The organism is Paenibacillus radicis (ex Xue et al. 2023) (assembly GCF_024722015.1).
GTDB lineage: Bacteria > Bacillota > Bacilli > Paenibacillales > NBRC-103111 > Paenibacillus_S.
In genome coordinates this window covers 72,327-85,309 of record NZ_JANQBD010000009.1, presented here as the reverse complement: position 1 = coordinate 85,309, position 12,983 = coordinate 72,327, and the positions used below count along the sequence as shown (strand labels likewise).

Genomic DNA, 12,983 nt, shown 5'->3' with positions numbered 1-12,983 from the left:
GCGATCTTTAGAACGTAGGGCCGATTCGGTTAATTCCGAAGTCATATTGCTTCAAAATTTCCGCTTTCGTCCATTTACCGGTAGCGACCTGCAGCACTTCGTCGTAAATTCGCTGACCTACGTCCTGCACCGATTCCTTGCCTTCAATAATCGTTCCGGCGTTCATATCCATATTGTCGGACATATTCTCGAACATCCGGGTGTTTGTAGCGATTTTGATAACGGGAGCAATCGGCGAGCCTGTCGGCGTTCCGCGTCCGCTAGTGAATAAAACGACCTGCGCCCCGCCCGCAACCATGCCGGTGAGCTGTTCAATGTCTTGACCCGGCGTGTCCATCCAGACTAAACCTTTCTTCGTCGGATTTTCCGCGTAATTGATCAGCTCCTGCAGCGGACGGGAACCAGCCTTCGCCGCAGCTCCGAGTGATTTTTCTTCGAGCGAGCTTAAACCGCCTTTAATGTTACCTGGAGTCGGATTGCCTGTACGGATATCGACACCCATGAATATAGCTTTCTGCTCCATCGCTTCAATAACTTCATAAACACGCTTGGCTACCTTGTCGTCCACCGCCCGGTCTGCAAGCAAATGCTCCGCTCCGATAATCTCCGATGTTTCCGCCAAAATTGCCGTACCCCCGCCGTCTACGATCATGTCGCTGACAACGCCAACCGCCGGGTTCGCCGACAGACCGGAACAAGCATCCGAGCCGCCGCATTCCGTAGCGACGATTAGCTCGCTGATATCGCACTCTTCCCTGCGCTGCATGGATGCGTCCTGAACCATCCGAGCCGCCACTTGCGCACCTCTGGCAATTGTCATTAAGGTGCCACCATTGTCCTGAATCGAAACGAGCTCAACCGGCTTTCCCGTCCGTTTGGCAATTGCATCGGCCACGCTACGCCCTTGATGCGTTTCGCAGCCAAGACCAAGCACGACGACTCCATACACATTCGGATTGCATCCGATGCCGACATACGTGCGGAAGGTTTGATCATAGTCAACGCCAACCTGAGCGCAGCCATGCTGATGAACAAATGATACCGTCCCCTGTACGAGCTCCGTAATGCGCATTGCGGATTGCGTAGCGCAAACAATAGTAGGTAAAATCAAGACATGATTACGGACGCCTACCGTCCCATCCGAACGGCGGTATCCCCAAAATTTCGTGTTAAGCTCCAACTCGATCACCTCTGCCTCTTTTTCCGTCTAAATTATGAACGTGCACATGCTCTCCCGGCTTGATAATGCGATTGGCCATGCCGATCACTTCGCCGTATTTCAGAATATCTTCCTCTTCGGCAATCGGATTGACAGCAAACTTATGGCCAAATGGAATCGGATCCAGCAAAGCAACGCTTAAGCTGAGATCCTCAACCAGCAGCTCCACCACAGTGCCCGCCGGAATATCTCCTAATGCTGTAGCGACGTTATCCATCTTTTTCATCATGATGGCCCGGTACGCGTTGTCTGAAATCGTCAATTTTATCCCCCCAACTAAATGCCCTGAATGAAATGAACTCTCCCGAAGCAGTTGTATGTTTAGAGCAGCTATTTATCTGGCCCAATACATTTCTCCCGAATCCTCGGTGATCAACACATCTTTTAGAAAGTGAACCGCTTTGCTGAAGCCTTCCTGCGTCGACATCAGACCATCCTCGTGCTCGATGCTGATCGCACCGTCATAACCTACCGTTCGCAGTGCGCTAACGATTTCTTTCCACAATTCCGCCCCATGGCCGTAGCCGACTGTACGGAACGCCCAGGAACGGTTCGCAATATCGCGGTACGATTTGGTATCAAGCACTCCGTTCAGGTCATTATTATGCTTGTAAATCGATGTATCTTTAGCGTGAAAATGATAAATCCGGCTGCCCAGATGCAAGATCGAAAGCACAGGGTCCATACCTTGCCAGAACAAATGGCTCGGATCGAAATTCACTCCGACATTATCCCCCGCAGCCTCACATAGCCTGATCGCCGTCTCCGTATTGTAAACAACAAAGCCCGGATGAGGCTCAACCGCGATTTTAATGCCTTGCTCTCTGGCAAATTGCCCCATCTTCTCCCAGTAAGGAATCACCTTCTCCTCCCACTGCCAGGTCAATGTTTCCAAGAAATCAGTCGGCCAAGGACATGTAATCCAGACGGAACGCTGCGATGTTTCGGATTCACCTGGACAGCCTGAAAAATTGACTACCGTGTCCACGCCCAGCTCCTTCGCCAAGAGGATCGAGTTGATAAAGTCCTCATGATGCTCCTGCGCGATAGCCGCATTCGGATGCAGAGGATTGCCATGACAGCTTAATGCGCTGATCGTAAGCCCGTTTTGCTCGACCGCACGTTTGATTTTATCGATCTCCTGCTGATTTCCAAGCACATCCTTCGGCTTCAAATGATGGTTGCCCACATAGCCGCCCGTAGCGATCTCCACGGATTGGATGCCTTGACTGGCTGCGTGCGCCAGCGCGTCTTCCAACGAACGGGTACGAAATAATTTTAGAAATACGCCTAGTTGCACAGCGCTCACTCTCCATTTCACTTTTTGCTTTTCAATACTTAAAGCTCGTTCACCTTTACCCACCGTCGTTCCGATACAGAAAGTTCTACGGCTTCCAGCACCTGCTGGCATTTAACTCCATCCGTGAAATTCGGCTCCGGTTGACGGTCCTCGTGGATCGCCTGCATCATTTCCAGCATTTCATGCACAAACGTATGCTCGTAGCCGATCGTATGACCTGGAGGCCACCAAGCGTCCATATAAGCGTGGGCCGGATCGGTCGCCAGCACCCGACGAAAGCCTTGAACATCGGCTGCATCATCTGTAAAATAAACCTCCAGCTCGTTTAACCGCTCAAAATCGAATTTAATGGAGCCTTTGCTGCCGTTGATTTCAAAAGAGTTCGTACAGCGGTGGCCTGCGGCAAATCGGCTCGCCTCGAAGCTGCCCAAAGCGCCATTCGCAAATCGCGCCAAAAACAAAGTAGCATCGTCGACATCAACCTTACCTCTAGGGGCATCTGCACTTCCTTTTGCGCTTAAACCGGTCATCGAAGTCGGCATCGGGCGGTCCTTGATGAAGGTTTCGCTCATCCCGACCACCTCAGACATGTCACCTACCAAATAGTGCGCCAAATCAATCAGATGCGCTCCCAAATCGCCATGTGAGCCGGATCCCGCAACATCCTTCTGCAATCTCCACACCAAAGGGAATTCCGGATCGAGAATCCAATCCTGCAAAAACCATGCGCGGAAATGATAAAGGGTACCCAGCCTGCCTTCGCTAATGATTTTTTTGGCTAATTGAACGGCCGGTGCAAAGCGGTAATTAAAGCCGACCATATGTTTAATTCCGGCTTCTTCCGCAGCTTCCAGCATCTCGCGGGAATCAGCTAAATTCAACGCCAATGGCTTTTCGCAAAAAATATGCTTGCCTGCTCTGGCTGCGGCCATGGCGATCTCTTTATGGGCATTGCTTGGAGCGTTAATATCGACCAGATCGATATCATCCCCGCTAAGCAGCTCGCGCCAATCCGTAACAAAGCCCTCCCAGCCGAATTGCTTGGCAGCCTGCTCGACACCTTCCCGATCTCTTCCGCAAATCAGCTTCATGACCGGAGCTGCCGGGGCATTAGGAAAAAACATGTTGACCCGGCTGTAAGCATTGCTGTGCGCCTTACCCATAAATTTATATCCGACCATGCCAACGTTAACTTGTTTTTTATTCATTTCTACCATAGGGCACCGTTCTCTTTATAAAAATCGTCCAGCTTCACTTTTTGCTGCTGCTCTGTCGATTGAATGGCTCCACACGTAAGCGCGAAGCTTCTAATGTTATCTGTAATGGTAGTGAGTGGCGCTGTGTTCGTGCGAATCGATTGAACAAAGTTATGAAGCGAAGACATTCTGTCCCCATACTGCGCTTCATCCAGCTCCACGGAAGCAGGCTCTGTGCCCTCTCCTTCTTTCCAGATCAAAATTTCATCATCGATCATTTCTATGGCTCCTAGATCTCCGCACACCCGGATGTTCCCGTTCCATGTCGTTTCTCTGCCCCGGTTGACCCAGCTACCGAAATAATTAACGCGGATATCGTCTTCGAATTGAATCATCGCTCCAGCCGTCGGATTGCCGTTAAACCAGCTCCAATGCGGCTTGAAGCTTTGCGCGTACACTTCCACGGGCTCTTTGCCAAGTACGTATCTCATAATGTCAAAATGATGCAAAGACATGTCTTCCAGCAGTATCTCGTGCATCTCGTTGCGCCAGCCGCCGACATTGATCACTTTTCTGAAATCGTATTCGATGTATCCTACACGGCCGACTACTTCTTCCTTCAACAATCTTTTCAACGTTTGGATGCATGGTCTCCAGCGGTAATTTTGGCTGATCATGACGTGCTTGTCGTATTTCTTGCTTTCCTCATACAGCTCGACGGCTTCATCGAATGTATGCGTCAAAGGCTTCTCCAGCACGACATGCAAGCCTAGCCGAAGCGCATCCATCGCGATTTTCTTATGCGTTTGGGGAGGGGTGACGATCAACGCCATATCCGCCTGCACCGCTTGAACGGCACTTTCCAGACTGCTGAACAGCCGGGAGTCCGGCAGATTGGTAATCGACTTAGCTGTAGCGAGATTATCCGGTACGACATCGACGACAGCCGCCAATTCCACCTGCTCGTATTCGCATAGCACTTTCATCCACGATTGTCCGAACCTGCCCGCTCCAACTTGTATGACCCGAATTTTATCCATGGTTATTCCTCCTAAAAGTTTTGCTTTAGCAAAACTAACATCGTAAGCATCATCTGAGTTTTCGTAAGAAAACTTGCTTCGTAAGCTTATCTATATAAAAAATCCGTCCGCATCGAACTGCATTTCCTCTAACTCGCCAACGATTTCTACATGGCCCAACGCCTCAATTTCGGGAAGCAGTGCTTCCGATACATACAGATGCTCCAAATGCAGCGTACTCGATATGCGCATTACGCGAGCCTGCTCGGGATTGACCCCCCAGCTGCAGCGAAGCGCTGTACTCATCGCTTCCCGGTCATTTTCCAAGATGATCGGAATCATGGCACGTTGAAGGAATGTGCTCGTAATGACGTTTTCATTTGTTTTAACATAATCGATTTTTTCAAATAGTCTGCGGGTCGTTAAATCGGCAAGGCCTATACCCAATGCATTGCCCCCGCATTCCTCGCTCAAGTCTCCGGCGATGACGTATTTGATGGCCGGAGACGCCGGTTCCTCAACGCCCAGGATGCGCATTCTGCCGATAATGTTCGTATCCATGCCGGTTCCGCTAAAATTTTTGCCGATCTCATCAACATGCAGCACATCGAGCCGATCGACAGGCAGCTTGGGCATTAACGACGCGGAAAACTTAAGAATTTCGCGTTCCCGCTCCTCAATCTGATCCGTAGGGATGGCCTCGATCATCGCGGTATGCTCATACGCATTTTCAACGATGGCAAGTCCGCATAGGATGTTCGCTTTTTGCAGCACAACACGCGCTACCTCCGGCATAAAATCGCGGATACCTTCCACCCCGTAATTGTGAATGGCAAGCGCCTGCTTATGTTTGCCGAGGCCAATCGCCGACATTTTCATTATCCCGCTTTCGATTCCGATAGGAGATTTGAAGTCCGTATGCACCTTCACCCGTCCGATCAAAATAATGCCATCGCCTTCGGATGCATGACGATCCACATAAACGGGAATGCCCCGCTCCGTCTCCCCGATCTGCACGACTTCCATCGACGAGAGAATCGGAGCACCGCAGTACTCTTCGGTGACTCCGAGACTCGCAAGCACCTTTACCTGACCTTCCGCCGTGGCCCCGCCATGGCTTCCCATGGCAGGGATAATGAACGGATCGGCGCCAAGCGATTTTAACTTCGCCACCGTCGCTTTGATGATCTTGGCAATATTCGCGATACCCCGGCTTCCTGCGGTTAATGCGATCCTCGCACCAGGAATCACCTTCGATTCCAGACCGATGAGAGACAGCTGCTTCCAAACCTCTTCTTCGATATCTTCAACCGTTGGTCCGGTAAAATGCTGTCGCACTTGAACCATCCGTGGCAGTTTCATGCTGAAATCCCCTTTCGGATCAATATCCCGCCAATTTAACAGCCAATTTCATGGCATGCTCCATCGCACCCGGGTTAGCACGGCCTTGTCCTGCAATATCAAAAGCCGTTCCGTGTGCCGGTGTTGTAATAACAACAGGCAAGCCTCCGCTGACCGTAACCCCTTTGTTAAAGCCGAGCAGCTTCATCCCAGTCTGCGCCTGGTCATGATACATGCTGACCAAGCTATCAAAAGGCTGTGTATTCAACCGTAAAAAGATGGTGTCCGCCGGGAAAGGTCCATCTACGTTAATGCCTTGCTCCTGAGCTTCCTTAATCGCCGGTGTAATTTCCTCGATTTCTTCCATTCCAAGCAGACCGCTGTCGCCGGCATGCGGATTTAATGCCGCTACGACGATGCGCGGATTTTCAAAGCCGACCTTCGTTAACGTGTCGTGAGCAAATCGGATAATGCGGCCGACGCGTTCTTTTTTAATGAAATCGCTGACCTGCTTCAGCGGTATGTGGGACGTTACGCGAGTAAACCACAGATCGTCCATTACGTTAATTTCGCTAAAGCCTTCCTTGCAGTTCAGAAGCGATGCGAAGAAGTGCAGCTCATCCTGGAAATGATAGCCCCCGTTGTGCAAAGCTCCCTTGTTGATCGGTGCAAAAACGAAACCGTCCAAATGCTTATCCTGTGCCAGCTTGACGACGTACTCCAACGTTTCACCTGTTGCTTTGCCTGATACGGCCGATAATTGACCAAGCGTATATTCATCCGGAGACAAGTTATTCAAATCGATAAAATATACATCGTCCACATTATCGATTTGCTCTGTGCTTTCAATTTTACGGTAAGGAAGGGTTTCGCCTGTTATAGATTGTCCTTGGCCTAGAACCCGTTCGTCGCCAATAATGACCCAAGTCGCCAGCTTGCGAATGTCGGCCATTTGCAGCGCTTTGACCGCTAATTCCGAGCCGATGCCTGTTGCATCCCCTAATGTTATGCCAAGAACCGGTTTTGTTTTCATCGTTATCAAGCTCCCTTATAAAAGTTGGAATTTTTTTACCATCAGCGTAATGCCGTTATTTTACCTGTACGATTTGCCCGGTTTCCGCCGATTTCAGCGCTGCAAGAATGACCTTGAGCGACTTCAAGCCTTCTTCACCGGAAATGGTGGGCTTAGCATCCGCTGATATATGCCCGACAAATTCGCGAACGATGCCGCTTTCCGTCTGCTTTTCGTTTGTAGCGACTTTGCCCATTTGGTGGAGCGTTCTTTCACCGTTATTATGATCAACAATCACATTGTAGGTCGTGTCTTCGATTAGCCTCAAAATACCGTGTTCACAGTACAATGTGGTGCTGTTGTCTTCCTTAGCCTTGTAAGTCCAGCTAGCTGCAAGCGTCCCGATCACTCCGCTCTCGGTTTTGAGCACGCATACTGCGTTATCGTCAACGTCCGTGTTCTGCTTGTGCAGCGTACCGACAAACCCGCCTACCTCGATAATTTCCTCTCCTAGCAAATACCGGAGCAAATCCGCTTTATGAACACCTAGGTCGCCCATAGCACCAATAAAGGCAAGCTCTTTTTTGAAAAACCAGCCTTCTGCGCCCTCGATGCTCCATGTCTCCGGACCGCCGTGGCCAAACGCACTGCGGAATGTGAGAATACGTCCAAGGACACCGCTTGCCAAAATCTCTTTTGCTTTTCTATGAGGCAGCATGAGTCGCTGATTATGCCCGATCATAAGCCATTTGCCGGCTTTCTCCGCAGCTGCGATCATCGCTTCCCCTTCCTCAGCCGATACCGCCATCGGCTTTTCGCACAATACGTGCTTGCCCGCCTCTAATGCGGCAATACTGATCGGTGCGTGCAGCGCATTAGGCGTACACACGCTCACAGCGTCCAAGCCTTCGTGCCGCAGCAGCTCGCGGTAATCCGTATAGGCTGCAGCTCCGTACAGGGTTGCCATTTCGTTAGCCCGCTCTTCATTTGGGTCGCAGACAGCCGCAATTTCCACGTTCGGAAGCAAAGCGTACTCCGGTAAATGTCTTTTTCTCGCAATCGAGCCACAGCCGATTACGCCGATTTTCAAAGTTGTCATGTAGTTGCCTCCATCTGTTGTCGGTTCCGTCCAGCCTTAGCCTTTTACAGCACCGGCCGTAATACCTTGAATAATGTACCTTTGCATAGCCAGGAAAAAAGCAATAACCGGAAGGATCGCCATCGTCAAAGCCGCTAGCGCCAAATTCCATTGGTTCGCATATTCCCCGAAATAAACGTAGGTTGCGAGAGGAATGGTCCGATTCGCTTTGGACGTCAGCATAATAAACGGCAGCAGGAAGTCATTCCATATCCATAACGTATGCAAAATCGCAATCGTAGTCGTAATCGGTGCCAGCAGTGGCAGCAAAATCCGGAAGAACACACCGACTGTCCCGCAGCCGTCAATCGTAGCCGCTTCTTCCAACTCAACGGGAATTCCTTTTACAAATCCGTGGTATAAAAATAATGCGAGCGGTACGCCAAATCCGAGATACATAATAATCATGCCGTGCAGTGAGTTAATCAGATGAAAATCCTTCGCTACTTTTACAAGTGGAATCATCATCGTTTGAAATGGAATAACCAAGGACGATAAGATGACCATAAAAATGATGTTGCTCCATATCCCCGGATTGCGCACGAGCTGATAAGCAGCAGCCGAACTAATCAGTAATATGCCTACTACGCTGCCTACTGTAATAATAAGTGAGTTCATAAAAACGCCCGGAAATTGAATCTGACTCCACACCGTTGTGAAATTTTCGAACTGCCAGACGCTTGGCAGCGATGATGTCGATGCGAGCACCTCGTCATACCTTTTAAATGCATTGATGAATGTTAAATACAGTGGAATAAAAAATAGAATGCCAAGCAAAATCATCACCAGCTCGATCACGAGCTTGCCGGAATCATAACGATCCTTCATTACATTTCCACCTCCTTGCGTTTCAGCAAGAACACTTGAATGACTGTAACCGAGGCCAATATGAGGAAAAACACAACGGACTTGGCCGATGCGTACGTATATTCATTTTTCGTAAAAGCGTCCAAATAAATATGCAGCGCGAGCGATTCCGTCGATCCAAAGGGTCCCCCGTGGGTCAGGACAAAGTTTAGATCGAATACTTTAAAGCCATGAGAAATAGCAAGGAACAAACAAACTGTGATCGCCGGCATTATCAGAGGAATAATAATGGACCGCAGCCTGTGCCAACGGTTGGCGCCATCGATTTGCGCTGCTTCCAATAAATCGCTTGGAATACCTTGAAGCGCTGCAAGATAAATAATCATCAAGTACCCTGCATAGTGCCATACGTTCACCAGAACAAGCGCCCAGAACGCATAATCCGGTAAGCTGAGCCAGTTTTTCTCGAAAATCGAAATGCCCGTTACACTTGCAATTTGCGGAAACCCCCGCGTAATAATAAACTGCCAAATAAAACCGATAATAAGCGAGCCGATAACATGAGGCAGAAAGAAGACGGTTCTTAACGCGTTTTTCGTCTTGAGCGCCATATTAAGCACAAATGCTAGGGCAAATCCGGCCAAGTTGACCAAAATCGTACTGACCACTACGTATTTAATCGTAAATACAAATGATTTTATATGGTCGATGTCATGCAGCAGACGCTTGTAGTTGCTTAATCCGGCCCACTTGATATCACGGCTGATTCCGTTCCAATCCTGGAACGAGAAGATAATCGCCCTAAAAAAGGGCAGCATGATAAACAGGGCGAAAAAAAGGACGGCCGGAGAGACAAAGGCAATATATATCCATATTTTTCTTGTTTTGCTTCGTGACATGATGGCTCTCCTTTCCTTTGTTACACACAATCAGCCAATGCACCGTTTCCGGAACAGTCGGGAAGCGACGCATTGGCTGATCCATTGAATGTCAATTATTTTTTCACAGCAGTATTCCACATTTTTTGTACTTCTTCGATCGCTTGATCTTTATTCAGCTGTCCGCCGACATAAGCTTGCAGCGGTTTCGTGAATTGAGCGTCCATTCCAGCCGGCCACAGCAAGTAAGACCATGGAATCGTCTGTTTTTTCTCCAAATACACGTTCATATCAGCAGCCAGAGGTCCCAATTCGTTCGTTGCTTTCAAATCCGTGAAGCCCGGAATGAAATGCATTTGATCTACTAAATGCTTCTGGCCGTTCTTGTGAAGCCACACGAGGAATTTTTTCGCTTCCTCCACTTGCTTGGAATCTTTATTAATGACATAGTAAGCCGGGATGCCTACCGGAAGCTTCGTATCGTTCGGATCGTCGGTAAGCGGAACCGCGAACAGCCCGATGTTCAGATTCGGATTGACCTTTTTGATCAAGTCGATAGTCCAAACCCCTTGCTGCATCATCGCCGTTTTGCCTGACGAGAAGTCTGCGACCTGGTTGTCGTAGCTGATGCCTACCGATTCAACGCCTTTACCATATTTGACCGTCATATCGAGCACTTCAAAGAAATTTTTCATCAAAGGAACATCTTGTACCTTGGCCGTTCCAGCGCTAATTTTAGCGATCATTTCTGTTGAATCCGGCATATAGGCAAATGGTAAATTAAACAAATTGCGGCCTAAAATGAAATTTTCTTTATACCCTTCCGCATAAGAAGCAATGCCGGCAGCTTTTAACTTCTCGTTTGCCTGCTTCAGTTCGGTGATCGTCACCGGAATTTTATCGATGCCCGCTTTTTTGAAAAGGTCTTTATTGTAAACAAGCCCATATCCTTCCATGGCAGAAGGAAATCCTAATTTTTTCCCTTTCACCGTCATGCCCGGCAATGCCGATGGGTCTACCTTGCTCATCCACGGCTCATTGGACAAATCAAGCAGCCTGTCGCTCCAATCTTGAACGCCGCTGTAGCTTTTGGCGAAAAAGATGTCCGGCTCATCCCCGGAAGCAAATCTTGTTTTCAGCATCGTATCCAGATCACGCACTACTTGGGCATCGATCGTAACATTCGGATTTTCCTTGGTGTAATCGGCTGCCATTTGCTTGACTTGCTCCGTAACCTCTACTTTATTTTGAATCAGCTTTAGTGTAACCTTCGGCGCTTCTTTCCCGCCTTGCGGCGCTGGCGCGCTTGATTTTGGCGCTTCCTGACCTCCAGCACAGCCTGCCAGAATAGAAACCGTCAATACCGCCACGCTCGTCATCGACATCCACTTTTTCATTTGGGACCCTCCTAAAGTGCTTCTAATTGTTGTTGCTATACAAGTATTGTAGAGAATTAAACCGTTTACAGGCATGGAATATACTCGCTGAAAAAAGGAATTATTTAATCTCATGCTCCTTGCGGTATGGAAACGGGGACAGGCCCACTTGTTTTTTGAACACCTTGCTGAAGTAATTTTCATCCTCGTAGCCGAGCTGATTGGCAATGTCTGCGATCGAAAGAGCGGTACCCTTCAAGAGCGCCTTCGCTTTTTCCATTTTCAAATCGGTCAAATACGCAACAATCGTCGTATGATACACTTCCTTAAATCTTTTGGAAATGTACTGCGGACTGAAATGAAAATGCTCGGCTAACCATGTCAATGACGTATCCTCATGAAAAGACTTGTCCAAATAGTCTTTGATTTGCTCTATGCCGCGACCGGATGATGCATGCGGGTTCATGGAATCGATCACCAAATGAACTTGATGAATAAGCATCTGCTCCCACTCATCCAGATCGTTGATCCACAACGGTAAAAAAGGAGTCTGCGCATCGCCCTTCTGATCCTGCGCCAGCTGCTTCCAGCGGCCGAGCAGCAAGTTAGCCTCCATCGTGCAAACCTGAAGCTCCTTCAGCTGCAGCTTGCCCTTTTGTCTTAAAGCGTTTACATGCTTCCTAAGAATATCTGTGGCGAACGGCTTGTTGCCCGTTTCGATAGCCTTTTGCAGCAAAAACTGCTGATTCATCAATGCCGGCAGCTCGGCAGACGTTATCCCTGGCGTGTGCGTCTCATCAGACAGTACATCGCCGTTCAACAACGCATTTCTTGCTTCGCCAATTACCGAAGGAAGACGCGGAAGATCGGAGACCCCGGCGCCAGTCCCGATCAGCACCTCCAATTTCAGCGTTTGCTGCAGTGCACGCTTCAGCCGCTCCAAGTAAAACTTGTAATCCGCCTCGCTAGGACCGTAGGCTCCCCCTTTTAGCAGCAGCAGCCACTGGTAGTCATCCAGCCTACATATATAATGTCCGGTTTGATGGCCAATGGCGTATTGAGCAATATTTCGAAAAGCAAAAGAGAACAGCTCGTCATCCATCATAAAGCGCTGATCCAGCACCCTCATCCGGTTTTTCGGAAGGATCAGCGCGATTTTGAGAGCATGCCCGGGCATACCGTATTTCTCAAAAATTCTCCTCACCGAAGACGAAAGCTGTATTTCACCGCGGAAATACGAAGCAAGCTTCTTCTCATCAAGCATCTCATCGGCTTTGCGCACCACATATTCCCGTTCCGCATCGGTCTGCCTTGTCTCCGACTGTTCCTTCCAAGCCTGAACTGCCTTCTGCAGCGCATCCTCAACGTCTTTTCTACGGAAAGGCTTCAATATATAATCGATGCCATTGGCTTTGATCGTAGCCCGTGTATATTCAAAATCATCATACCCGCTGATGACGATCACGTGGGTGTCGAGCCCTTCCTCACGAATTTTTTGAAGCAGCTCTATTCCGTTCATAACCGGCATTTTCATATCACAGAACATGACTGCGGGCTTGTAATTTTTCAAGCTTTCGAGCGCCTGTATGCCATTCTCGGCCATGTATCTGTCAGTAACGCCAAACTTCTCCCAATCAACGGACAAATCGATTCCTTCTCTTACATGCGCTTCGTCATCTACAATCAATACTTTCATT

12 protein-coding genes are annotated in these 12,983 nt (G+C 49.0%); all 12 read right to left on the bottom strand.

Going from position 1 to position 12,983, the window contains the following annotated elements; genetic code table 11:
• Window positions 1–7: 7 nt before the first annotated feature.
• Window positions 8–1,186, bottom strand: coding sequence for a UxaA family hydrolase (locus tag NV381_RS13885; RefSeq protein ID WP_379371891.1), 1,179 nt, complete (start codon window positions 1,184–1,186; stop codon window positions 8–10).
• The gene (locus NV381_RS13880) at window positions 1,170–1,475 is read right to left on the bottom strand and encodes a UxaA family hydrolase (protein WP_258214053.1); all 306 of its coding nucleotides are present in this window, start codon (window positions 1,473–1,475) and stop codon (window positions 1,170–1,172) included. Before NV381_RS13880 ends, NV381_RS13885 begins: the two co-directional genes overlap by 17 nt.
• Window positions 1,476–1,553: 78 nt before the next feature.
• Window positions 1,554–2,519 carry a sugar phosphate isomerase/epimerase family protein gene (locus NV381_RS13875; protein ID WP_258213891.1) on the bottom strand — a complete coding sequence of 322 codons (966 nt, stop codon included), beginning with the start codon at window positions 2,517–2,519 and terminating at the stop codon, window positions 1,554–1,556.
• A 38-nt stretch (window positions 2,520–2,557) separates the two neighbouring features.
• Window positions 2,558–3,736, bottom strand: a complete 1,179-nt coding sequence (locus NV381_RS13870) for a Gfo/Idh/MocA family protein (protein ID WP_258213890.1) — start codon at window positions 3,734–3,736, stop codon at window positions 2,558–2,560.
• Window positions 3,730–4,755 carry a Gfo/Idh/MocA family protein gene (locus NV381_RS13865; protein WP_258213889.1) on the bottom strand — a complete coding sequence of 342 codons (1,026 nt, stop codon included), beginning with the start codon at window positions 4,753–4,755 and terminating at the stop codon, window positions 3,730–3,732. The genes NV381_RS13870 and NV381_RS13865 overlap by 7 nt, the downstream gene beginning before the upstream one ends.
• Window positions 4,756–4,845: 90 nt before the next feature.
• A complete protein-coding gene (locus NV381_RS13860) occupies window positions 4,846–6,096 on the bottom strand; it encodes a nickel-dependent lactate racemase (RefSeq protein ID WP_258213888.1) in 1,251 nt (416 codons plus the stop codon).
• A gap of 19 nt (window positions 6,097–6,115) precedes the next feature.
• Window positions 6,116–7,108 carry a PdxA family dehydrogenase gene (locus NV381_RS13855; RefSeq protein WP_258213887.1) on the bottom strand — a complete coding sequence of 331 codons (993 nt, stop codon included), beginning with the start codon at window positions 7,106–7,108 and terminating at the stop codon, window positions 6,116–6,118.
• A gap of 55 nt (window positions 7,109–7,163) precedes the next feature.
• The gene (locus NV381_RS13850) at window positions 7,164–8,186 is read right to left on the bottom strand and encodes a Gfo/Idh/MocA family protein (RefSeq protein WP_258213886.1); all 1,023 of its coding nucleotides are present in this window, start codon (window positions 8,184–8,186) and stop codon (window positions 7,164–7,166) included.
• 36 nt (window positions 8,187–8,222) lie between these two features.
• Window positions 8,223–9,053 carry a carbohydrate ABC transporter permease gene (locus NV381_RS13845; protein ID WP_258213885.1) on the bottom strand — a complete coding sequence of 277 codons (831 nt, stop codon included), beginning with the start codon at window positions 9,051–9,053 and terminating at the stop codon, window positions 8,223–8,225.
• On the bottom strand, window positions 9,053–9,931 hold the full coding sequence (locus NV381_RS13840; RefSeq protein WP_258213884.1) for a carbohydrate ABC transporter permease: 879 nt from the start codon (window positions 9,929–9,931) through the stop codon (window positions 9,053–9,055). Before NV381_RS13840 ends, NV381_RS13845 begins: the two co-directional genes overlap by 1 nt.
• Before the next feature lie 95 nt (window positions 9,932–10,026).
• On the bottom strand, window positions 10,027–11,307 hold the full coding sequence (locus NV381_RS13835; RefSeq protein WP_258213883.1) for an ABC transporter substrate-binding protein: 1,281 nt from the start codon (window positions 11,305–11,307) through the stop codon (window positions 10,027–10,029).
• Between the two features lie 100 nt (window positions 11,308–11,407).
• On the bottom strand, window positions 11,408–12,982 hold the full coding sequence (locus NV381_RS13830) for a response regulator transcription factor (RefSeq protein WP_258213882.1): 1,575 nt from the start codon (window positions 12,980–12,982) through the stop codon (window positions 11,408–11,410).
• Between the last annotated feature and the right edge of the window lies 1 nt (window position 12,983).

What these genes read in the sequence shown, in the direction of transcription:
- NV381_RS13870 (WP_258213890.1), bottom strand. Translation starts at nt 3,736, where the DNA reads ATGGTAGAAATGAATAAAAAACAAGTTAACGTTGGCATGGTCGGATAT.
- NV381_RS13865 (WP_258213889.1), bottom strand. Translation starts at nt 4,755, where the DNA reads ATGGATAAAATTCGGGTCATACAAGTTGGAGCGGGCAGGTTCGGACAA.
- NV381_RS13860 (WP_258213888.1), bottom strand. Translation starts at nt 6,096, where the DNA reads ATGAAACTGCCACGGATGGTTCAAGTGCGACAGCATTTTACCGGACCA.
- NV381_RS13855 (WP_258213887.1), bottom strand. Translation starts at nt 7,108, where the DNA reads ATGAAAACAAAACCGGTTCTTGGCATAACATTAGGGGATGCAACAGGC.
- NV381_RS13850 (WP_258213886.1), bottom strand. Translation starts at nt 8,186, where the DNA reads ATGACAACTTTGAAAATCGGCGTAATCGGCTGTGGCTCGATTGCGAGA.
- NV381_RS13845 (WP_258213885.1), bottom strand. Translation starts at nt 9,053, where the DNA reads ATGAAGGATCGTTATGATTCCGGCAAGCTCGTGATCGAGCTGGTGATG.
- NV381_RS13840 (WP_258213884.1), bottom strand. Translation starts at nt 9,931, where the DNA reads ATGTCACGAAGCAAAACAAGAAAAATATGGATATATATTGCCTTTGTC.
- NV381_RS13835 (WP_258213883.1), bottom strand. Translation starts at nt 11,307, where the DNA reads ATGAAAAAGTGGATGTCGATGACGAGCGTGGCGGTATTGACGGTTTCT.
- NV381_RS13830 (WP_258213882.1), bottom strand. Translation starts at nt 12,982, where the DNA reads ATGAAAGTATTGATTGTAGATGACGAAGCGCATGTAAGAGAAGGAATC.